General features: G+C 70.1%; 18 protein-coding genes and 2 pseudogenes. 17 read left to right on the top strand and 3 right to left on the bottom strand.

The window, feature by feature from the left end; genetic code table 11:
- The 13 genes and pseudogenes from VHD82_RS18385 to VHD82_RS18445 form a co-directional block, all read left to right on the top strand.
- A pseudogene (locus VHD82_RS18385) lies at positions 1-616 on the top strand (benzoyl-CoA 2,3-epoxidase subunit BoxB); the annotation flags it as partial.
- 10 nt (positions 617-626) lie between these two features.
- Positions 627-1,631, top strand: a complete 1,005-nt coding sequence (locus tag VHD82_RS18390) for an NAD(P)/FAD-dependent oxidoreductase (protein WP_325704879.1) — start codon at positions 627-629, stop codon at positions 1,629-1,631.
- 22 nt (positions 1,632-1,653) lie between these two features.
- Positions 1,654-1,998, top strand: a complete 345-nt coding sequence (fdxA, locus tag VHD82_RS18395; protein ID WP_325704882.1) for a ferredoxin — start codon at positions 1,654-1,656, stop codon at positions 1,996-1,998.
- A pseudogene (gene paaZ, locus VHD82_RS18400) lies at positions 1,995-3,533 on the top strand (phenylacetic acid degradation bifunctional protein PaaZ); the annotation flags it as partial. The gene fdxA and the pseudogene paaZ, both read left to right, overlap by 4 nt.
- Before the next feature lie 11 nt (positions 3,534-3,544).
- Entirely contained in the window at positions 3,545-4,531 is a 987-nt protein-coding gene (locus VHD82_RS18405; RefSeq protein ID WP_325705404.1) for an aldo/keto reductase, read from the top strand.
- 9 nt (positions 4,532-4,540) lie between these two features.
- Complete coding sequence (locus VHD82_RS18410) at positions 4,541-5,899, top strand: MFS transporter (RefSeq protein WP_325704888.1); 1,359 nt, start codon at positions 4,541-4,543, stop codon at positions 5,897-5,899.
- A complete protein-coding gene (locus VHD82_RS18415; RefSeq protein WP_325704891.1) occupies positions 5,896-7,218 on the top strand; it encodes an amidase family protein in 1,323 nt (440 codons plus the stop codon). The genes VHD82_RS18410 and VHD82_RS18415 overlap by 4 nt, the downstream gene beginning before the upstream one ends.
- A 42-nt stretch (positions 7,219-7,260) precedes the next feature.
- Positions 7,261-7,722: a MarR family winged helix-turn-helix transcriptional regulator gene (locus tag VHD82_RS18420; RefSeq protein ID WP_325704894.1), complete on the top strand. Its 462-nt coding sequence runs from the start codon at positions 7,261-7,263 to the stop codon at positions 7,720-7,722.
- A 79-nt stretch (positions 7,723-7,801) separates the two neighbouring features.
- Positions 7,802-9,280 (top strand): aldehyde dehydrogenase, encoded by a 1,479-nt coding sequence (locus VHD82_RS18425; RefSeq protein WP_325704897.1) that lies wholly within the window; start codon positions 7,802-7,804, stop codon positions 9,278-9,280.
- A 60-nt stretch (positions 9,281-9,340) separates the two neighbouring features.
- Positions 9,341-10,657, top strand: coding sequence for an MFS transporter (locus VHD82_RS18430; protein WP_325704899.1), 1,317 nt, complete (start codon positions 9,341-9,343; stop codon positions 10,655-10,657).
- A complete protein-coding gene (locus tag VHD82_RS18435) occupies positions 10,654-11,469 on the top strand; it encodes a mycofactocin-coupled SDR family oxidoreductase (RefSeq protein ID WP_325704902.1) in 816 nt (271 codons plus the stop codon). Before VHD82_RS18430 ends, VHD82_RS18435 begins: the two co-directional genes overlap by 4 nt.
- A gap of 123 nt (positions 11,470-11,592) precedes the next feature.
- Entirely contained in the window at positions 11,593-13,005 is a 1,413-nt protein-coding gene (locus tag VHD82_RS18440; RefSeq protein ID WP_325704904.1) for a cytochrome P450, read from the top strand.
- The gene (locus tag VHD82_RS18445; RefSeq protein WP_325704907.1) at positions 13,005-14,222 is read left to right on the top strand and encodes an NAD(P)/FAD-dependent oxidoreductase; all 1,218 of its coding nucleotides are present in this window, start codon (positions 13,005-13,007) and stop codon (positions 14,220-14,222) included. The genes VHD82_RS18440 and VHD82_RS18445 overlap by 1 nt, the downstream gene beginning before the upstream one ends.
- Before the next feature lie 40 nt (positions 14,223-14,262).
- Here VHD82_RS18445 and VHD82_RS18450 read toward each other — a convergent pair whose 3' ends face one another.
- Positions 14,263-15,417, bottom strand: a complete 1,155-nt coding sequence (locus VHD82_RS18450) for an acyl-CoA dehydrogenase family protein (protein WP_325704910.1) — start codon at positions 15,415-15,417, stop codon at positions 14,263-14,265.
- Positions 15,417-16,427, bottom strand: coding sequence for an NAD(P)H-dependent flavin oxidoreductase (locus tag VHD82_RS18455; protein WP_325704913.1), 1,011 nt, complete (start codon positions 16,425-16,427; stop codon positions 15,417-15,419). Before VHD82_RS18455 ends, VHD82_RS18450 begins: the two co-directional genes overlap by 1 nt.
- A gap of 79 nt (positions 16,428-16,506) precedes the next feature.
- On the opposite strand from VHD82_RS18455, the gene VHD82_RS18460 reads away from it, so the two are divergent.
- Entirely contained in the window at positions 16,507-17,397 is an 891-nt protein-coding gene (locus VHD82_RS18460; protein WP_325704916.1) for a PaaI family thioesterase, read from the top strand.
- On the opposite strand, the gene VHD82_RS18465 is transcribed toward VHD82_RS18460, so the two are convergent.
- Entirely contained in the window at positions 17,337-18,233 is an 897-nt protein-coding gene (locus VHD82_RS18465) for an enoyl-CoA hydratase-related protein (RefSeq protein ID WP_325704919.1), read from the bottom strand. The genes VHD82_RS18460 and VHD82_RS18465 overlap by 61 nt on opposite strands.
- A 201-nt stretch (positions 18,234-18,434) precedes the next feature.
- Between VHD82_RS18465 and VHD82_RS18470 the strand changes: the two genes are divergently transcribed.
- The 3 genes from VHD82_RS18470 to VHD82_RS18480 are packed head-to-tail and all read left to right on the top strand — an operon-like array spanning position 18,435 to position 20,595.
- Complete coding sequence (locus tag VHD82_RS18470) at positions 18,435-18,956, top strand: MarR family winged helix-turn-helix transcriptional regulator (RefSeq protein ID WP_325704921.1); 522 nt, start codon at positions 18,435-18,437, stop codon at positions 18,954-18,956.
- Positions 18,957-18,990: 34 nt separating this feature from the next.
- Positions 18,991-19,812 carry a CoA transferase subunit A gene (locus tag VHD82_RS18475; RefSeq protein ID WP_325704924.1) on the top strand — a complete coding sequence of 274 codons (822 nt, stop codon included), beginning with the start codon at positions 18,991-18,993 and terminating at the stop codon, positions 19,810-19,812.
- Between the two features lie 3 nt (positions 19,813-19,815).
- Positions 19,816-20,595 (top strand): CoA-transferase subunit beta, encoded by a 780-nt coding sequence (locus VHD82_RS18480; RefSeq protein ID WP_325704927.1) that lies wholly within the window; start codon positions 19,816-19,818, stop codon positions 20,593-20,595.
- Positions 20,596-20,598: the final 3 nt, after the last annotated feature.

Consider the following 20,598-nt stretch of genomic DNA (forward strand, 5'->3'; position numbering starts at 1 on the left):
GATGGACATCGCCTCGCACGGCGGGATCCCGCTGGAGATCATCCAGCGCTACATCAACTTCCACTACAGCGTCTCGCTCGACCTGTTCGGCAGCGAGACCTCCACCAACGCCGCGAACTACTACACCGCCGGGCTCAAGGGCCGGTGGCAGGAGGAACGGCGCACCGACGACCACCGGCTGACCGGCGACAGCGCGTTCCTGCGGAAGCCGGGTGCGGACGGGACCTGGGCCGAGGAGGAGCTCTCCGCGCTGCTCACCCTGAACCTGGACCTGCGCGGCGAATACACCGCGGACTGCCAGAACGGCCTCAACCGCTGGAACAAGATCCTCGCCGACGCCGGGATCGACTACCGGCTTTCCCTGCCGCACGTCGGGTTCAACCGCGAGGTCGGGGTGTACGCCGACTTCCACATCAGTCCACAAGGGACGATTCTGGACGCGGCCACCTGGGAACAGGGACGCGGGAGCTGGCTGCCCAGGAGCGAGGATCTCGCGTTCGTGCGCTCGCTGATGCATCCGGTGTACGAGCGGGGCAAGATCGCGAGCTGGGTCGCCCCGCCGCGCCAGGGCATCAACGGCAAGCCCTTCGACTACGAATACGTCCACCTTCCCTGAGGCGGCCGCGATGACCACTGTGCAGACCGTCGATCTGCTGATCGTCGGCGCCGGCCCGGCTGGGCTGTTCGGCGCCTACTACGCCGGCTTCCGCGGCCTGTCGGTGGCCGTGCTCGATTCGCTGCCGGAGCCGGGCGGGCAGATCAACGCCATGTACCCGGAGAAGGAGATCTTCGACATCGCCGGGTTCCCCGCCGTCCGCGGCCGCGAGCTCGTCGACCGGCTGCTGGCGCAAGCCGAACCGTACGATCCGGTGTACCTGCTCGGTCATCGTGCGGACGGGCTGGAACGTGTGCCCGGTCCGGACGGCCGTGACGAGTTCGCCGTGACCACCCACAACGGCGGCACGGTGCACGCGCGGTCGGTGCTGATCACCGGCGGGATCGGGAACTTCACCCCCCGGCCGCTGCCCGCGGCCCGGGCGTTCGAGGGCGAAGGGCTGGCGTACTTCGTGCGGCGGCTGGAGGACTACGCCGGGGCCGACGTCGTCATCGCCGGTGGCGGCGACAGCGCGTTCGACTGGGCGCACGCGTTGCGCCCGGTCGCGGGCTCGGTCACCTTGGTGCACCGCCGCGACACCTTCCGGGCCCACCCCGCGACCGTCGCCGCGGTCCAGGCGTCGGACGTGGAAATCATCACCAACGCCCAGATCAGCGCGGTACTGGGTACCGGGACGATCGACGGTGTCGAGGTCGCCACCACCGGCGGCGCGGTGAAAACCCTGGCCTGCCAGCGGATCATCGCCGCGCTCGGGTTCACCGCGAACCTCGGCCCGCTGCTGGACTGGGGAATCGAGGTGACCGGCCGCAGGCACATCGTCGTGGACGCGGCGATGCGGACCACCGTGCCCGGGATCTTCGCCGCCGGTGACATCACCGACTACCCGGGCAAGGTGCGGCTGATCGCGGTCGGGTTCGGGGAGGCCGCGACCGCGGTGAACAACGCGGCGCATCACCTCGACCCGGCGCAGCCGGTGTTTCCCGGGCATTCCACCGATTCGCCGGTACCCGCCTGAACAAGTTCAAGGAGAACCAGCCATGCCCTACGTGATCGCGGAGCCGTGCATCGACGTGATGGACCGTTCCTGCATGGAGGAATGCCCCGTCGACTGCATTTACGAAGGGGAGCGCAAGCTCTACATCAACCCGCTGGAGTGCATCGACTGCGGAAACTGCGAGCCGGCGTGCCCAGTGCAGGCGATCAGCCAGGACCGGCGCGTTCCCGGCGACCAGCAGGAGTTCGTCGACGACAACCGCCGCTTCTTCGAACGGCCGCTGCCAGGCCGCGACGACGTGCTCGGCACGCCCGGCGGTGCCGTGAACACCGGACCGCTCGGCGTGGACACCGAATTCGTCGCGAGTTACGCGAGGGACAGCGCATGAGCAGGATGCTGGAAAGCCATCTGCTCGGCCGGTGGCACCGCTTCGACGACGCGGGACGCCCGCTGGCCGACGCCACGACCGGAGCCGAGGTGGCACGCATTCCCCGTAGTGGCCCCGATTTCGGTGAGGTGCTCAGGTACGGCCGGACCGTCGGCGGCCCGGCGCTGCGTGAGTCCGGGTTCGGCGAGCGGGCGCGCATCCTCAAGGAGCTGGCCAAGTTTTTGCGCGGTCACCTCGAGGAGTTCCACGCGCTCTCGACCCGTACCGGGGCGACGAAGCGGGACTCCGTGTTCGATGTGGACGGTGGTATCGGCGTCCTGTTCGTGTACGGCAGCAAGGGCGCGCGCGAACTGCCCGGGCGTGGCCCGCTGCCCGACGGCGAACCCGAGCAGGTGGGCAAGGCGGGCACGTTCGCGGTCCAGCACGTGTACACGCCGCTGACCGGCGTGGCCGTCGAGATCAACGCGTTCAACTTCCCGGTGTGGGGAATGCTGGAGAAGTTCGCGCCCGCCTTCCTCGCCGGGGTCCCGTCGCTGGTGAAGCCGGCGAGCCAGACGGCGTACCTGACCGAGCTGGTGGTCCGGCGCATCGTCGAGTCGGGCCTGCTGCCCGCGGGTGCGCTGCAACTGGTCTGCGCCCCGCCGGGCGATCTGGCCGATCACCTGACGGGCCAGGATCTGTTGTCCGTCACCGGTTCCGCCGCCACCGCCGCCACTCTGCGGGCGCATCCCGCTGTCGCGGGCAACGCGGTCCGGTTCACCGCCGAGGCCGACTCGCTCAACTGCTCGATCCTCGGCCCGGACGCGCGGCCCGGCACGCCCGAGTTCGACCTCTACGTCGAGCAGCTGGTGACGGAGATGACCGTCAAGGCGGGCCAGAAATGCACAGCCATCCGGCGCGCGTTCGTGCCCCGGGAGCTGCTGGACGACGTCACCGGCGCGGTCACCGCGAAACTGGCGGAGATCCGCGTCGGCGACCCGGCCGACAGCACTGTCCACATGGGACCGTTGGCCGGCGTCGCGCAACGTGACGAAGTGCTGCGCGGCCTCAAAACCCTGACGGCCGAAGCCGAACTCGTGCACGGGAACCCCGATGCCTTCGCGGTGACCGGGGCCAGTGCGGACAGCGGTGGCTTCCTGCCGCCGCTGCTGCTGCGCGCCGGACCGGAGGCGCGGGCGCCACATGAGGTGGAGGCGTTCGGCCCGGTGAGCACGTTGCTGCCCTACGACAATGCGGCCCATGCCGTGGAGCTGGCCGCGCGCGGCGCAGGCAGCCTCGCGGGCAGCGTCGTCAGCCACGACGGCGCGTTCCGTCGCGAGGTCGTGCACGGGCTGGCGCCCTGGCACGGGCGCCTTCTTCTGCTGGACCGCGACAACGCCGGCGAGTCGACCGGTCACGGTTCTCCGTTGCCGCACACCGTGCACGGCGGCCCCGGGCGGGCCGGCGGCGGGGAGGAGCTGGGCGGGATCCGCGCGGTCCTGCATCACATGCAGCGCACCGCGCTGCAAGGTTCCCCGGCCGCGTTGCGCGAGGTGGTTTCGCCGTGATGGCGCGGCTTGGCGCGCTCGAGGTTTCCGCGCTCGGGCTGGGGACGATGGGGTTGTCGCCGGGCGTCTACGGCGACGTCAGTGGGGACGATGCCGTCCGGGTGATCAGGGCGGCGATCGACGCGGGCGTCACGCTCGTCGACACCGCGGACGCCTACGGCGGCGGGGGAGCGGGGGAGCGGCTGGTCGGGGCCGCCATCGGGGATCGCCGCGACGAGGTCGTGCTGGCGACGAAGTTCGGGTATACCGGACCGGATCAGGGGCGGCGGATCTCGGTCGGGTACCGGATGAAGCTCTTCGTCGACGGCAGCCCGGAGCACGTCGCCCAGGCGATCGACGCGAGCCTCCGGCGGCTGGGGACCGACCGTGTCGACCTGTGGTACCTGCATTTCCCGGACCCGGCTGTGCCGGTCGACGAGACCGTCGGGGCCATGGCGGAGCAGGTCGCCGCGGGCAAGGTGGGCCACCTGGGCCTGTCCAACGTCACCGCCGACGAGGTGCGCAGGGCCGCCGCGGTGCATCCGATCGCGGCGGTGCAGACCGAGTACTCGCTCTGGCACCGTGAGCCCGCGCGAGACTTGCTGCCTGCCTGCCGGGAGGCGGGCGCCGGCGTCGTCGCCTGGGGCCCGCTCGGCGCCGGATTCCTCGCCGACCGGCGGTTTCTGGACGGCACGATCACGGATCTACCCAAGGACGACTTCCGGTCCCGTAACGCCCGCTTCGCCCCCGAGAACCTCGCGGCGAACGCGGACGCCTTCGCGCCCTTGACCGCACTGGCCGAACGGGCCGGGTACAGCACGGCGCAGCTGGCTCTCGCCTGGTTGGTCGCGCAGGGCGTGGTGCCCATACCCGGTACTCGCGATCCGGCGCACCTGGCGCAGAACCTGCTCGCCGCCGGGCTCGCGTCGCACGAAGACCTGATGTCCGAAGTGGACTCCCTGAGCACGGCGGCCGCCGGTGCGGGCTTCCGGCCACAACCGAACTAGGAGCTGGAGATGGCCAACGATGTCCTTGATGTCCGGCGCGAAATCGTGGCAGCGCCCGTGCGCCCGTACCACTGGGGCCTGGTCGCCGTCATCGCGATCGCGATCGTTTTCGACGGGATCGACACGCTCGTCCCGTCCTACGTCATCCCCTTCGTCAAACAGCCGTGGGGACTGTCCGGAAGCGACAGTGGCCTGCTGGTCTCGGCCGGCCTGGTCGGCTTCGCGATCGGTGCGCTGCTGCACGGCCCGGTGGCCGACCGGTTCGGCCGGCGCCCGGTGCTGATCACCGGGCTGGTGGTGTCCGGCGTGTTCAGCGTGCTCACCGGTGTCCTGGCCGACTCGTTCGCCCCGTTCGTCGTGCTGCGGTTGTGCACCGGGCTCGGGCTGGGCATCCTCCTCCCGCTGGGCGTGGCCTACTTGAACGAATGCCTGCCGGGGCAGGCCCGCAACCGGCTTTCGGTGCTGGGCGCGTCGGGATTCTCCGTCGGCGGCATCCTGGCCGGGTTCTTCGGGATCTTCGTCGCGCCCGCGCTCGGCTGGCATTCCCTGTTCCTGCTCGGCGGTGGCACGATCGTGCTCGCGCTGGTGATTCCCTTCGTGCTGCCCGAATCCCCGGAATGGCTGGTCGCGCACGGCCGTCAGCAGCGGGCCGCGGCCGTGCTCGCGAGGATGAACCCGGCGCGCGCCACCGAGTTCCGTGCCGCGCGGCTGACGGTCGAGACCGTCCCGGCCGGTGGCAGCTGGCGGCTCCCGCTCAACCGGGGCTTCCGCGGCCGGACCGTCGCGCTGTGGTACTCGGCGTTCCTCCTGCTGTTCGCCGCATACGGCATCACGGCGTGGACGCCGGCACTGCTGATCGAGCGCGGATTCGCTGTCTCGTCGAGCTTCGCACTCGGTGCGACGTTGCAGGGAGTGTCCATTGTGGGCGGTCTGGCCGGCGCGGCGGTCGCGGACCGCTGGCTCGGCGCGCGGAACCTGATGGTGCTGTGGTGTGCGCTCGGCGCGGTTTCGATCGCCGGCGTGGGTGTGGCCGGCGACGGCTGGCTGACGGCCGTCGCGGTCGGGGCCACCGGCATGTTCGTGCACGGCGGCTTGTACGTGCTCTACAACGTCTGCGCGCAGACGTATCCCGTTCAGGCCCGGGGCACCGGGCAGGGCATGATGATCGGCGTCGGGCGCTGGGGCGCGGTGCTGGGCCCGTACCTCGGCGGCTCGCTGCTGGGCGCGGTCGACAGCGACAGCCTGCTGTACCTGGTCCTCGCCCTGATCACCGCTCTCGCGATCATCGGGCTGGCGGCCGTCCGGACGAACGCCGCCGAAGACACCGCCGACAGGTCCGCGGACGCCCGGATGGCGGGGCAGGCATGACCGATCCCGCCGCGCTCACGGCGACCGCGGCGGCCGCGGCCATCCGGCGCAAGGAGCTGTCGTGCCGGGAACTCCTCGAAGCCTTCCTCGTGAGGATCGAGAAATCGTCGGTCAACGCGGTCGTCACCGTGGACGCCGAGCGCGCCCGCGACCGTGCCACCGAACTCGACAAGGCCGCGGCGCGCGACAACTGGCTGGGGCCGTTGCACGGCTTGCCTTTCACGGTCAAGGACGCCATCGCCACCGCGGACGTCCGTACCACCAGCGGCGCCATCGAGCTGAGGGACCACGTGCCCGTCCGCGACGCCACCGCGGTCGCGCGGCTCTGGCAGGCGGGCGGAATCCTGCTGGGGAAGACGAACACCCCGGCGTGGTGCGGTGATGTCGAAACGTTCAACGAGGTGTTCGGCACGACCCGCAATCCGTGGGCGCCGGAGCGGACCAGCGGTGGGTCCTCCGGCGGCTCCGCCGCGGCCGTCGCGACGAACCTGAGCGCGTTCGACCTCGCGACCGATATCGGTGGCTCGCTGCGGATCCCGTCGGCGTTCTGCGGCACGTTCGCGCTGAAGCCGACGTTCGGCATCGTCCCCGCGGACGGCTATCTCGACACCGCCGACGGCGGCGACTACGAGCTGGACATGAACGTGCTCGGCCCGATCACCCGCAGCGCCGCCGACCTCCGGCTCCTGCTGGACGTACTGACGAGAACCGGACTTCCGGAACCGGGCTGGACCGGGCTTTCCGGTCTCCGTGTCGCGGTTTGGCCCAGTGACCCGCTCGCGCCACCGGATCCCGGCACGGCAGCCGCACTGGATCGCGTCGCGGCCCTGCTGGCCGGAGCCGGTGCCCGGCTCACCGGGGCGCATCCCACGCTCGGTCCCGTGCACGAAGCATTCCTGACCTGTTTGCGGGCGGAGACCGCGTTGAGCCATCCGGACGGGCCGGCCGTGGACACCCGCGACTGGCTGCGCGCGCTGCGGGTTCGCGCCCGGCAGCGCGCGGCCTGGGAAGAATGGTTCGAGAGTGTGGATCTGCTGCTCTGCCCGGTGACGCCGGTCGTGGCGTTTCCGCATGACCAGCGTGGCGCGTCGCGGGAACGCGAGATCACCGCCCCGGACGGAACGGTCCGGCTGGGGTCCTCGCTCACGGTGTGGACCGGGATCGCCAGTTCGCTGTACCTCCCGGCGGCCGCCGTGCCCGCCGGGCGTACCGCGGACGGCCTGCCGGTGGCCGTGCAGGTCATCGGCCCAAGGCTGGCCGACCGGGCCGTGGTCCGCGCCGCGGAGGCGATCTCCCTGCTGGCCGGAAGCGGGCGGTGACCAGTGCTCACCCGACCGGATCTGGTCTGCGCGGGCCAATATATGTACGATACAGCCATCGCTGAGACGGAGCCCGGCCCGATCGAGGCCATCGAGTTCGAAACCGCCGTGCTGGCCCGGAATCTGGAGATGCTCAGGCGGCGCGGTGAGTTCTACGTGGCAGCCGACCGGGCCGGCTATCTGTTGCTGCTGACCCTGGAGCAGTCCGGGTCGCTCGATGTCATGACGCTGGCCGCGGAGCTGGGCCTGGATCCCTCGACCGCGGCGCGTCAGGTGGCCGCCGCGCACAAGGCCGGGCTCGTCACCCGCGAGCCCGATCCCCATGACCGCAGGCGGAGCATCGTCGCGGCCACGGCGCGGGGCAAGGCCGTGATGCGTGAGATCCGCGCGCGCCGCCGGGCCGGTACCGCCGAGATGCTGGCGGGCTGGTCCGAGAAGGACCGGCGCGCCGTCGCCGAGCTCTTCCACCGTTACAACCAGGCCATCGCGGCTCGTTATCGGTAATTTTCGGATCGCGTGAGGCGTTGACCGGCCCCTGTGAGGCGGCTTACAGTTTCACATACGACAATTTTTTGGAGAAGCGGTGACGATTAGTAGTAAGTCGATCGCGAAGGCCGAGCGGACCCGGTTGTTCCTCGGCGGCCGCTGGGCCGAGCCTTCCGCGGGTACGCGCGCCCACGTGCTGAACCCCGCGACGGGCGAAGTCAGCGGTGTCGCCGCGTTCGCGGCACCGTCCGATGTGGACACTGCCGTCGCCGCGGCGAGTTCGAGCTTCGCTTCCGGTGTCTGGAGCCGCACCCCGCCGGCCGAGCGGGCCCGCGTGCTGCGTGCCGCGGCGGACATCCTGGAAGCACAGCTCGGTGAACTCGCCCAGCTGATGACCTCCGAGATGGGTGTCCTGCTGTCGTACGCCACGCGGGTGCACGTGCCGAACCCGATCCGCGTCCTGCGCTACTACGCCGGCTACGCGGAGAAATACGACTACGAGGAGCACCGGCACGACGGGACCACCGGTAGCCTGGTCAGCCGCGAACCGGTCGGTGTGGTCGGGGCGGTCACGCCGTGGAACGGGCCGTTGAGCAACCCCGTCATGAAACTGGCCCCGGCACTGGCAAGCGGATGTTCGGTCGTGCTCAAGCCCGCGCCCGACACACCGCTGTCGGCCTACGCGCTCGCGGAAGCGCTGTCGCTCGCCGGGCTTCCCGACGGCGTGCTGAGCGTCATCCCGGGCGGGCGTGACATCGGCGAGCAACTGGTCACGGACCCGCGCGTCGACAAGGTCGCGTTCACCGGGAGCACGGCCGCCGGCCGCCGTGTGATGGCGTTGTGCGCGGAACGTGTGGCACGGGTGACCCTGGAACTGGGTGGGAAATCCGCCGCGATCGTGCTGCCCGACGCGGATCTCGCGCAGCTCGTGCCCGCGTTGCTCCCGATGTCCTTCATGCTCAGCGGCCAGGCGTGTATCGCGCAGACCCGGGTGCTGGTGCCGAGGTCCCGTGAGACCGAGGCGATCGAGGCGCTGGCGGACGCGTACTCCGCTCAGCGCGTCGGCGACCCGCTCGACCCCGCTACCGATCTGGGCCCGCTGATCAACGAGGCACAGCGTGATCGCGTCGAGTCCTATGTGGAGACTGGGAAGGCGGAGGGCGCGCGGATCGTCGTCGGGGGCGAGCGCCCGGCTTTCGGCTCCGCGCTGGACAAGGGCTGGTTCGCGTCGCCGACGTTGCTGGCCGGCGTCGACAATTCGATGCGGGTGGCCAGGGAGGAGATCTTCGGGCCGGTCGTGTCCGTCCTCGCCTACGACACCGAGGACGAGGCCGTGGCGATCGCCAACGACTCCGTGTACGGCCTTTCCGGTTCGGTGTGGAGCACCGACCGCGACCGTGCCCTGTCCGTGGCCCGCCGCATCCGCACCGGAATGGTCAGCATCAACGGGAATCCGCAGGCCTTCGGCACTCCGCTGGGAGGTTTCAAACAGTCCGGGCTCGGGCGGGAGCTGGGACCCGAAGGATTCGCCGCCTATCTCGAACCGCGTTCCATCGCGGTGGGGCCGGACGCCTGAGCCGTCGCCCTGAGTTCGTCGCAGTGCACTTTCAATGTCGAGCGTGCAAAGGAGAACGTCATGGGCGAAAGGGTCAAACAGCCGGGACCGTTACGGGTCGCGCTGTCGGCTTCGATCGGGAACCTGCTGGAATGGTACGACTTCTTCATCTACGGCACCGCCGCCGCGCTGGTGTTCAACAAGTTGTTCTTCAGTGGGCTCTCGCCCGCGGTGGGCACGGTGGCGGCGTTCGCGACACTCGCGGTCGGCTACGTCATCCGGCCATTGGGTGCCATCATCTTCGGGCACATCGGTGACCGCTACGGCCGGAAGAAGGCGCTCTATCTGACGCTCGGCCTGATGGGGCTGACGACCTTCGGGATCGGCGTGCTGCCGACCAACGCCGCCATCGGCGAGTCCGCGGCGGTCGGCCTGGTCCTGTGCCGGGCCGTGCAGGGGCTCGCACTGGGCGGGGAAATGGGCAACGCGCAGACGCTCACCGTCGAGCACGCACCCGCGAACCGTCGCGGTTTCTACGGTTCTTTCCTGCACGCGGGCTCGTTCTTCGGGCTCGTCATCGGCACGACGATCTTCGCGATCCTTTCGCTGCTGCCGGAGGAACAGTTCCTGAGCTGGGGCTGGCGGCTGCCGTTCCTGATCGGCGTGCTGATCGCGGTCGTCGGCCTGGTTCTGCGCCGGGCGGTGACCGAGCCCGAGGCACACGAGCGGCTCCGCCAGGCCGGGCTGGTCCCGAAGCTGCCAGTGGTGAAGGTGATCCGTTATCACTACAAGGAAGTCATCGTCGCGACGGTGCTCAGCGCCGGGCCGAACACGATCTTCTACATGGTCAGCGTGTTCGCACTTTCCTACGGCACAACGGAATACCACGTGTCGCGGACGATGATGCTGACGCTGGTGACGATCAGCGTCGCCCTGCTGGCGGCCACCATCCCTTGCTGGGGCGCGCTTTCGGACCGGTTCGGGCGCAGCGGGCTGCTGATCGCCGGGATGCTCGGGATGTCGGCGTTCATCTTCGCCTTCTTCGGGTTGCTGTCCACCGGGAACAGCTGGCTGATCCTGCTGGGCGCCATCCTCGTGCTCGGCCTCGGCGGTGCGGTGGTCAACGGGATCGCCCCGGCGTTCTACTGCGAGCTCTTCCCGTCCGACGTGCGATCCAGTGCTGTTTCCCTGGGACAGCAGCTCGCCGGCGCGATCGGCGGATTCGCCCCCTTGGTCGCCTCCGCGATTGTCACCAGGGATCCGACGGGCTGGGGCTGGATAGCCGGGTACTGCGCCCTGCTGGGCGTGCTCGGCGCCATCGCGGTGACCTTCGGCCGCAACCACTGGGACGACGTGGTGATCCAGGAGTCGATGTCAACGGAACAGGAGCCGGTATGAGCACAACGGCAAGACTGGACGGAAAGGTCGCGTTCATCACGGGCGCGGCACGCGGCCAAGGGCGCAGCCACGCGCTGCGGCTGGCCGGTGAGGGTGCCGACATCATCGCTGTCGACATCTGCGAGGACTACGCGAGCACGGCCTACCCGATGGCGACCGAGGAAGACCTTGCCCAGACGGCGAAAGAGGTGCGAGCGCTGGGCCGCCGCGTGGTGACCCGCAAGGCCGACGTCCGCGACCGCGGTCAGCTCGAAGCCGCGCTGGCCGGGGGAGTGGCCGAACTCGGCCGCCTCGACGTCGTCGTGGCCAACGCGGGTATCTGCGTGCTCGGCGCGTGGGACGAGGTCACGCCCGAGGTGTGGCAGGACACTTTGGACACCAACCTGACCGGCGCGTGGCACACGATCACGGCCGCGGTGCCTTACCTGATCGACGCGGGCGGCGGCTCGGTGATCGCGACCGGATCCACTTGCGGCGTAAGGGGAAACCCGTTCTTCGCGCCGTATGTCGCGTCGAAGCACGGGCTGGTCGGGATCGTCCGGACACTGGCCAACGAGCTCGGCAGGCACCACATCCGGGTCAACGTCGTGCATCCCGCGGGTGTGGCCACGGACCTGACCGGTGGCCTGGCCAGGATCGACCAGCTGATCCAGACGAACCCGGTACTCGGCGGCGCCTTCGACAACGCGCTGCCGGTGGGCCGGCTGGAGGTGGGCGATGTCAGCAACGCCGTGCTGTTCCTCGCCACCGACGAATCCCGGTACATGACCGGCGCCGAACTGGTCGTCGACGCCGGCAACACAGTCTTCTGACGTACCGCACCGATGGTTGCCAACCGGACTACAGCCACGGCGGAAATGGGTTTCTCCGAGCAAGTCCGCCGCGGTTGGTGTCCGCCTACTTCCGGTCCGATCAGTAACACCGAAGGAGGCACGATGAGTGTCGAATTCCCGATGCGGCGCTGCCCGTTCTCCCCGCCACCGGACTACGCGCGGTTGCGGGACGAAGCGCCGGTCAGTCAGGTCACGATGCCCGACGGCAAGCAGGCTTGGCTGCTGACGCGCTACGAGGATGTCAAGGCGGTGCTGAGCGACCGGCGCTTCTCCACCGAGCCGGGGCAGCCGGGGTACCCGTTCATCTCGCCGGCCCGCGCGTCCCTGCTGATCAACGAGCAACCCGCGCCGCTGATCCGGCTGGACCCGCCCGAGCACACCCGGCACCGCCGGATGCTCACCCGCGAGTTCGCGCTGGCGCAGGTCGGGAAGATGCGGCCGGCGATCCAGCGGACCGTGGACGAGCTGCTCGACCGGCTCGAGGAAAAGGGCCCGCCCGCCGACTTCGCCGAGGAGTTCGCGCTCGCGCTGCCGACCACGGTCATCGCGGGCATCCTCGGGGTGCCGTATGAGGACCGGGAGTACTTCCAGGAGCGCGCGCAGGCGAAGCTGGATCTGACCGCCGAGCCGGAAGTGCCGGTACGGGCGGGCGAGGAGATGCGTGCGTACCTGGACAACCTCATCACGGAGAAGATGCGGGACCCGGACGCGCATGACGACCTGATCAGCAGGCTCGTCACCAGGCAGGTCCAGCCGGGGAACCTGAGCCGGGAACAGGCGCTGGCGACGATCGAGCTGCTGCTGATGGGCGGGCACGAGACGACCGCCAACATGATCGCGCTGGGCACGCTGTCGCTCCTGCTGAATCCCGGGCAGCGCGACGAGCTGATCGCGAACCCGGACCTGGTGCCGGGCGCGGTCGAGGAGATGCTGCGGTTCCACACGATCGTGCACTACAACGGCCCGCGGGTGGCGCTGGAGGACGTGGAGGTCGGCGGGCAGCTGATCCGGGCGGGCGAAGGGGTGCTGGCGATGGTCAGCGCGGCCAACCGTGACCCGGAACAGTTCACCGGGCCCGATGCGTTCGACATCCACCGGGACGCGCGCCACCACCTCGCGTTCAGTTTCGGGGTGCACCAGTGTCTGGGGCAGCAGCTGGCCCGCGCGGAACTGCAGATCGTGTTCGGCACGCTGTTCCAGCGGCTTCCCGCACTGCGGCTGGCGGTGCCGGAGGAGGAGCTGAACTTCAACTTCGACGCGTTCGTCTACGGCATCAAGTCGCTGCCCCTGACCTGGACGCCACGCGAGCCGGAGCGCAAACGACAGTTCACTGTGGACGATTCGGCCTGCGTGGGCGGCGGGCTCTGCGCGCTGGCCGCTCCCGCGGTGTTCTCGCAGAACGAGGACGACGGCCTGGTCGTGGTGCTGGACGAGGACCCACCGGAGTCCGAGCGCGAGGCCGTGCGTGAAGCGGCGCGTTTGTGCCCGGCGCTCGCGATCCGGGTCGAGTCCTGATGACCGGCGAAGGCGTGCTGATCGTGGGAGCCGGCCAGGCGGCTTGTCACCTGGCCGGTTTCCTGCGGGACGAGGGTTACGGCGGCCCGATCCGGCTGCTCGGTGCGGAACCGCACCTGCCGTATCAGCGTCCGCCGCTGTCGAAGGCCTACCTCGGCGCGTCGTGCGAAGCGGAGGCGCTGACCTTTCACGGCAGCGACCACTACGCCGAACGCGGGATCGAGCTCATGCTCTCCACCGAGGCCGCCAGGGTCGATCGCGCGGAACGCACGGTGGTGACCTCCGGCGGCGAGCGGTATCCCTACGGGCATCTCGTGTTCGCCACGGGTGCCCGCAACCGGCCGCCGGTCGTGGACGCGCCGGGCGTGCTCGGGTTGCGCACCCTGGACGACGCCACCCTGCTGCGGGAAAAACTCGCCCTGGCGCGGAATGTCGTGGTGGTGGGCGCCGGGTTCCTGGGGCTGGAGTTCGCGGCGGTGGCCGCGGCCAGGGGAGTGGGCGTCACCGTCGTCGAAGCGGCCGGAAGCCTGATGGCCCGTGCGGTGAGCCCGGTCGTGGGGGAGGCGTTTCGCGACCACCACGAGAAAGCCGGGACCGTCTTCCGGCTGGGGTCCACAATGGACTCGGTCGTGCCGTTGCCCGGCGGCGGATGCCGGGTGACGGCCGGCCGCGAGCGGTTCGACGCGGACCTCGTCGTCAGCAGCATCGGGGTGGTGCCCAACGTGGAGCTGGCGCGGGACGCGGGACTGCCGGTGCAGGGCGGCATCGTGGTCGACGAATGGCTGCGCACCGAGGACCCGGCGATCTCCGCGATCGGTGACTGTGCCGCCTTCGAGCGGCCGTCCGGGGCGGGCCGGGGCCGGATCGAGTCCGTGCAGAACGCGATGGACCAGGCCCGGTACGTGGCCAGGCGCATCGCCGGGCGCGACGACGCCTACGCCGCCGTCCCGTGGTTCTGGAGTGACCAGGGCGGGCTGAAACTGCAGATCGCCGGGCTGGCGGCGGAAACCGACCAGACCGTGGTCCGGGGCGACGTGGGCGGGCGGAGGTTCTCCGCATTCAGGTTCCGCGCCGGGGAGCTGACGGCGGTGGAATCCGTCGCGCGCCCGGCCGACCACATGACCGCACGCCGCTTGTTCGCCGCCGGCGCCCGCGTCACCGCGGCACAGGCCGGCGACGAGGGTTTCGATCTGAAGGCGTTGCCGGCGACGGTTTGACCGGTGGGCCCGGGAGCGATTCCCGGGCCCACCGTGCTGTTCACGCGTCCTGGTAGAACGCGGCGATCGTGCGACCTAGCGAGACCCGCTGGATCTCGGAGCTGCCTTCGAAGATCTCCAGGATCCGCTGGTCCCGGTAGCTTCGCTCGACGGGGTGCGGTTTCGCGTACCCCTCCGCGCCGAACACCTGCAGCGCCGCGTCGACAGCGCGGTGTGCGACCTCGCTGGCGTAGAGCTTCGCCATCGACGAGAGCTGCCGGCCGGGTCCGCCGGGCCCGCTGCCGCGGGCGGCCTGCCAGGTCATCATCCTGGCCGCGGACAGTTCGGTGGCCACGTCGGCCAGCCGGAACGAGATCCCCTGGTGGCCGATGATCGGCCCGCCGAAAGCCTCGCGGGTGACCGCGCGGCGCGACGCGGCGGCGAAAGCCTGTTCGGCGATACCGCAGGAGAGTGCCGCGGCCAGTACCCGGCCGGTGTTGAGCGTCCGCAGCCCGAGCGCGAGCCCGCGGCCCCGGTCGCCCACCTGGCGATCGGCCGGTACCTCGCAGTCGATCTTCAGATTGCTGGTCGTGGTGCCGCGCAGGCCCATCTTGTCCTGGTAGTCGTCGATCACCAGGTGGTCGCCGTCGCGTTCGAGCAGGAACGCGGTCAGCTTCGCGCCGTCCCTGGCGAACACCGTGTAGTAGTGCGCGGAGCCGCCGTTGCCCACCAGCCACTTCTCGCCCTTGAGCGCCCACCCGCGTTCGGTGTTTTCGGCGCTGGTGCGGACATTCGACGGGTCCGAGCCGGTGTGCCGTTCGGTCAGGCCGAACCCGATCGCCCTGCCCGCCACCACTTCGGGAAGGTACCGCTGCTTCTGCGCTTCGGTGCCCGCGTAGAGCAGCGGGAGCGAGCCGATCGCGTAGGAACTCCACACGGTGCAAGTGGACGCGCAGACGCGGGCGATCGTCTCGGCCACCGCGCAGCCCGCCGACAGCGGTGCGCCTTCCCCGCCGTATTCTTCCGGCAGCAGCAAACCGGTCAGACCGGCCTCGGTGAGCAGGGCGACGTTGTCCCACGGGTATTCGCCGGCCGAATCGATCTCGGCCGCCCGCCGTGCGAACGGGCCGGCCGCGAGTTTTTCCGCGACCCGCTGCCAGTGCAGTTCCTCGTCGGTGAGCTCCGGGGTCCACGTCAGGCCCTCGCCCCAGGTCATCATTGCCTCCTCGTGTCCGAGAGGAGGCCGGCGGCCTCCAGCGCCATTTGCGGGACCAGTTCGGCCACCCCGCGCAGATCGGTGATCCCGCTCGCGACCTGTCCCATCAGGACGAGCCCGTTCTCGACGTCACCGTCGAGCTGCGCCCGCCGCATCGCCTCGATCTTTTCCGCGGAACCGACCGGATTCGCGCTCAACGCGGCGTACGCCTTGTTGCGCTTCACCCGGCAGGGGCCGAAAACACCGTCCAGGACCGCGTCGTCACCTTCGCCCGCATCGAGCAGCGCGCCGGCGTAGGCGGGGTGCCAGTCGGTGTTGTCGGTGGTGGCCGCGAACCTCGTTCCCAGCGCGACTCCTTGTGCCCCAAGGCAAAGGGCGGCAGCAAGGCCACGGCCGTCGCGGACGCCGCCGGACAGCAGCACCGGCACGCCGACGGCGTCGACCACGTTCGGCAGCAGGACGAACGAGTGCATTCCGCTGGTGGGCGCGTGCCCTCCCATTTCCAGGCCGGCCGCGATGACGGCGTCCACCCCGGACCGCGCCGCCTTGACGGCGTGCCGGGTGGAGCCCACCTTGTGCTGGTGCAGCAGGCCGTTGTCGTGCAGTTCCGCGGTCAGACCGGTGGGGAAACCCGCCGACGTGGTGAGCACCGTCAGCTGCCGGGCCAGTGCGGAGTCGGCCTTCCGCGCGGCGAGTACCGCGTCGAGGTAGATGCGCGCGAACTTCGCGATCTTCCCGTCCCGCCCGTGCCCGACGGGGATGTTGACCGCGAACGGCTTGTCCGTCGCACCGGCACACGACTCGATGTGGTCCCGTAGCTGCTTCGCGGCCTCATGGAGGTCGCCCGCGGTGCCCGGCACGCTGACGGTGCCGAGACCGCCGGCGTTGGACACCGCCGCGGCGAGCCGCGCCGTGTTGAACGGCCCCATCCCTTCCTGGACCACCGGATGTTCGATGCCGACCAGCTCGGTGTAGGGCGTGGCAAGGGGACCCCGCCGTGGATGTGACATGTCGAACCTCCAGTACACGCCAGATTTCACTACAATAAAAATGACTATCTAAAAATTTTTGTTGTCTTTTGGAGGATCGTTGGCCACCGACCCGACGCCGTTCGTCTCACCCGTGCACGCGCGGGAACGCGCCGACGCGATCGCCGCCACCGCGCTCAGCCCGGCCGAGGCGCTGTTCGGGATCCGGGTCACCGGCAGCGCGCCCGGCCGGGTCACCGGGAGCTGCGTGCTGCCCGGTGCCCAGATCACCGGCCCGGCGACACCACTGGGATACGTCGGCGCGCTGCTCGACCTGTGTGCGGGCCGGTCGGTCCGGACCACTCTCGGGAAGGACTTCGGGTGCCGGACCGCGAGTCTGCGGATCGACGCGGCCGGCGCGTTCCCCGAGGCCGGACAGCGCGTCGAGGCCCACGCCGAGGCGTTGGAAAGCTTCGCCGGCACAGTGCTGGCCGGGGTGCGGCTGACCGATCCGGCCGGCGCGGTGATCGCGCGGTGCACCGGCCGCTTCGCCATCGTTCCCGAGCAACCGGAGCAGCGCGCGGCGGAGACGCTCTCCGATGCGGTCCTCACGCGATTGCTCGGCGAGATCGGCGAAGCGCGGGATCCGCGTGAGATCAAGCTGGCGCTTTCCCCGGAGCTGGCCAACCAGTACGGCATCATGCATGGCGGTGTGCAGGCCTTCCTTTCCGGGGCGGTACTGCGGAATCTCGCGTCCGCCGAGGCCGGGGACGCGCCGGTGGCCCTGGATCTGACCGTCCGGTACCACCGGCCGGTGGTCGTCTCGGGGCCGCCGATCCTCGTGCGCTCGGCGGTGGAACGCCGGGGCCGGAAGCTGTCGGTGGTGCGCACCTCGGCCGCCGACACCGCCGGCAAGCCGTTGTTCACGGCCAGGGCGACGTTCGGCGCCGCTCAGGCGGGCCCGAACGCCGGGGCGCGCTTCTCGACCAGGGCGGCGACACCTTCGCGATAGTCGTCGGTGGTCATCATCCGGCCGGTGAGGTCCTTGCTCCGCCGCACCGACAAGGCCGGGTCGTGCTGGAGCAGATCGGTGTAGAGCTGACGTTTGGCCAGGGTGACCGCCCGCGGTGACGCGGCGGCCAGCTGGCCGGCGTAGGCGTACACGGCGTCGTGGAATTCGTCCTTTGTGTACACCGCGTTGAAGAATCCCGCCCTGGCGAGGAAATCGGCGTCGACCACCCGGCCGGAGAGCAGGAAGTCCGTCGCGTGCGTGACGCCCATGAGCCGGGGCAGGACCCACGACAGGCCGTATTCCGAAGGCAGCCCGAGCCTCGGCGACGCGGCCGTGACCTTCGCGCCCGACACGGCGAACCGCACGTCGCTGAACGCCGCGAGAGCCACCGCGACACCCGCGCACGCCCCGTTCACCGCGGCGACCACCGGAACGCGCAAACCGTAGTGCCAGACCATGTCGGCGTCGAACTCGTCGCGAACTCCGTACCCTGGCTCGGCGGCGTCCTCGGGCAGCCCCGGATCGTAGGACTTCGCCCCGACGTATCCGGACAGGGCACGACTGTCGGCACCCACGCAGAAGCTGTCGCCGGTGCCGGTCACCACGACGGCCCGGACCGCCGGATCGGCGTCGAGCACCCGCATCACCGCCCGGTATTCCGCGTTCATCCGCGCCGTCCAGGAGTTGCGGCGCTCCGGCCGGTGCAGCCACACCGTCGCCACCCCGTTCGCCGCGATCTCGCAGCGGGTGACCTTCAGCTGCGGGGAGATCGCGGCCAGTGTCGGGCTCGTCGTCCGCGACGGCGTGCGCCAGCCGTCCTCGGCTTCGGGGTTCATCTCGGCTCCCTTGCCAAATTACCTCGGGTACCTAGCTATCTCGCAGTCTGCGACTTCATCGGCAGTGTTGTCAATCGGGCCTTCACGTTCCGTGGTAACGCGGAAAATCTTGGTACATAAGGGTTACATCGGGCCGGTGGAGATGTGAGTGCGTGCGGACCGGGTGTTGACAGATAGTTCGGGGCCCTACACAATTCGACGATGCCAGCGATCCCCAAACTCCTTCGGTTCGGCCGTTTGCTCGCCAAGCCGCCGGTGGAGCTGACCCTGCACGAGACCGCTCAAGCGCTGCGGATCCCGGTCACCACGATCGGGGACTGGTTGCGCGCCGGCACCCGCACCCGGGCACTCGCCCCGGCGCAGGCGAAGGTGCTCAGCCAGCTCTCGCTGGGCGACTCGCTGACGGTGTCCGCGCTGGCGCAGGCACAGGACATCGCGGTCTCTTCGATGACCGAGGTGGTCGCCAGGCTGGTCAGCGCCGAGCTGGTCACGAAGACGGTCGCGGCCGACGACCGGCGGGTGGTCCGGGTGTCCATCACCCAGCAGGGGCGCCGCAGGCTGGCGCAAGCACTCGAAGAACGCACCGCGATGCTCGAAAAACGACTGGCGGGACTGTCCGACGACGAGCGGCTGAAGGTGGCGGCGGCGCTGCCGGCGTTGTGGAAGCTCGCGGAGCTGAGCCCGGACATCTGGCCGCGGATCCCGGTGAAATCCCGGGAGTGACGGCGCGGCGCGAGCCGCGGAGGAGGAGCATGAGATGACCCGACGGCGTTCCAAGGTCGTGACGCCGGCCGAGGCGGCCGCGCTGGTTTCCACTGCCAGCACGGTCGCCCTCGGCGGCTGGACCTTCTACAACACCCCGATGACGGTGGTACGGGCGATCATCCGGGCGGGCGCGCGCGACCTGCGCCTGGTGAGCAGCCCGGGAGCCATCGGGCCGGATCTGCTGATCGCGGCCGGCTGTCTCGCCGAGATCGCCACGCCGTTCCTGACCATGGAACAGTTCGGCTTCGCCCCGGCTTTTCGCGCCGCGGCAAGGGAAGGCTCGCTGAAGATCGCGGAGATCGACGGGCCGGGACTGGCTTCGTCCCTGCGTGCGGCCGCCGATGATCTGCCCTTCGGCCTGATCCACGACCTGGGCACGGACCTGCCCGCGGTCAACCCGGAGTGGTACCGGCCGTTCGGCCATCCGCTGGCCGGGGGTGCCAGGCTGTATGCCGTGCCGGCGGCGGTGCCCGACGTCGCGCTCATCCACGCCCAGCGCGGCGACGAGCACGGAAACCTGCAGTTCCTCGGCGCGACCTTCTTCGACCAGCTGATCGCGCGTGCGGCGCGCACCGTGATCGCGTCGGTCGATGAGCTCGTGAGCGGGGACGAGCTGCGCACCGATCCTCGTTCGACCAAGATCCCCGGGTTCCTCGTGTCCGCGGTGGTTCAGGCCGGCGCGCAGCCCTGCGGCAGCCAGGGTCTCTACCCGCCCGACTTGGACCATCTCGCCGGATACGCCCGGCTCGCCGCGACCGAGGCCGGCCGCCGCGAGTACGTGGAACGGCACGTGCTGCAGACCGAGAAGGTGTGAGAAATGCAAGACCTGGCAACGGTGCCGGAGTTCACCGCCGTACTGCTCGCCCGTCGGTTGCGGGACGAAACCGTGGGAGTCCTCGGCACCCGGTCCGAGGTCGCCGCCGCGGGCTGCGCCCTCGCGCAGCTGAGCACGGCACCGGGTCTGTCGTTCCTCTCGGGCCCGTCCGGCGTCGTGAACCCGAGGCCGGGGCGGTTACTGCCCATCGCGGACGAGGCGCTGATCGACGGCGCCGAGGCGCTCACCGAGCTCACCGACAACATCGACCTCATCGACTGGAGCCGCCGCGCGTTCGATTTCGCCGTCCTCGGCGGAATCCAGGTCGACCGCTTCGGCAATCTCAACACGGTCGCCGTCGGCGACTGGGCCAAGCCCAAGGTGCGCGGGCCCGGCGCCATCGGTGCCAGCGTGCTGGCGGGGCACGCGCGCGAGTTCTTCATCGTGCTGGGGGAGCACTCGACGAGGAACTTCCGGCCGGAGGTGGACTTCGTCTCGGCGCTCGGCTTCGGCCGCACCGGGAGGGAACGCGAAGCACTCGGCCTGCCCGGCCGCGGGCCCAGTCTGCTGATCAGTCCACTCGGGACATTCGACTTCGGCGGAGCCGGCCACACCATGCGGATCCGGACCGTGCACCCGTGGTCGTCGGTCGAGGAGATCCGGGAGAACACGGGATTCGAGCTGGCACACCACGAAGACGTGCGGACCACGCCGGTCCCGCGGGCGCAGGAGCTCGAACTGCTGCGCACCGCGGTCGACACCACGGGCGTGCTCCGTAGCTGACTT

It is taken from the genome of Amycolatopsis sp. (genome assembly GCF_035546795.1).
GTDB lineage: Bacteria > Actinomycetota > Actinomycetes > Mycobacteriales > Pseudonocardiaceae > Amycolatopsis_E.

What these genes read in the sequence shown, in the direction of transcription:
- VHD82_RS18480 (WP_325704927.1), top strand. Translation starts at nt 19,816, where the DNA reads ATGCAAGACCTGGCAACGGTGCCGGAGTTCACCGCCGTACTGCTCGCC.
- VHD82_RS18455 (WP_325704913.1), bottom strand. Translation starts at nt 16,427, where the DNA reads ATGTCACATCCACGGCGGGGTCCCCTTGCCACGCCCTACACCGAGCTG.
- VHD82_RS18440 (WP_325704904.1), top strand. Translation starts at nt 11,593, where the DNA reads ATGAGTGTCGAATTCCCGATGCGGCGCTGCCCGTTCTCCCCGCCACCG.
- VHD82_RS18470 (WP_325704921.1), top strand. Translation starts at nt 18,435, where the DNA reads ATGCCAGCGATCCCCAAACTCCTTCGGTTCGGCCGTTTGCTCGCCAAG.
- VHD82_RS18435 (WP_325704902.1), top strand. Translation starts at nt 10,654, where the DNA reads ATGAGCACAACGGCAAGACTGGACGGAAAGGTCGCGTTCATCACGGGC.
- VHD82_RS18415 (WP_325704891.1), top strand. Translation starts at nt 5,896, where the DNA reads ATGACCGATCCCGCCGCGCTCACGGCGACCGCGGCGGCCGCGGCCATC.
- VHD82_RS18390 (WP_325704879.1), top strand. Translation starts at nt 627, where the DNA reads ATGACCACTGTGCAGACCGTCGATCTGCTGATCGTCGGCGCCGGCCCG.
- fdxA (WP_325704882.1), top strand. Translation starts at nt 1,654, where the DNA reads ATGCCCTACGTGATCGCGGAGCCGTGCATCGACGTGATGGACCGTTCC.
- VHD82_RS18410 (WP_325704888.1), top strand. Translation starts at nt 4,541, where the DNA reads ATGGCCAACGATGTCCTTGATGTCCGGCGCGAAATCGTGGCAGCGCCC.
- VHD82_RS18430 (WP_325704899.1), top strand. Translation starts at nt 9,341, where the DNA reads ATGGGCGAAAGGGTCAAACAGCCGGGACCGTTACGGGTCGCGCTGTCG.
- VHD82_RS18405 (WP_325705404.1), top strand. Translation starts at nt 3,545, where the DNA reads ATGGCGCGGCTTGGCGCGCTCGAGGTTTCCGCGCTCGGGCTGGGGACG.
- VHD82_RS18445 (WP_325704907.1), top strand. Translation starts at nt 13,005, where the DNA reads ATGACCGGCGAAGGCGTGCTGATCGTGGGAGCCGGCCAGGCGGCTTGT.
- VHD82_RS18475 (WP_325704924.1), top strand. Translation starts at nt 18,991, where the DNA reads ATGACCCGACGGCGTTCCAAGGTCGTGACGCCGGCCGAGGCGGCCGCG.
- VHD82_RS18450 (WP_325704910.1), bottom strand. Translation starts at nt 15,417, where the DNA reads ATGACCTGGGGCGAGGGCCTGACGTGGACCCCGGAGCTCACCGACGAG.
- VHD82_RS18465 (WP_325704919.1), bottom strand. Translation starts at nt 18,233, where the DNA reads ATGAACCCCGAAGCCGAGGACGGCTGGCGCACGCCGTCGCGGACGACG.
- VHD82_RS18420 (WP_325704894.1), top strand. Translation starts at nt 7,261, where the DNA reads ATGTACGATACAGCCATCGCTGAGACGGAGCCCGGCCCGATCGAGGCC.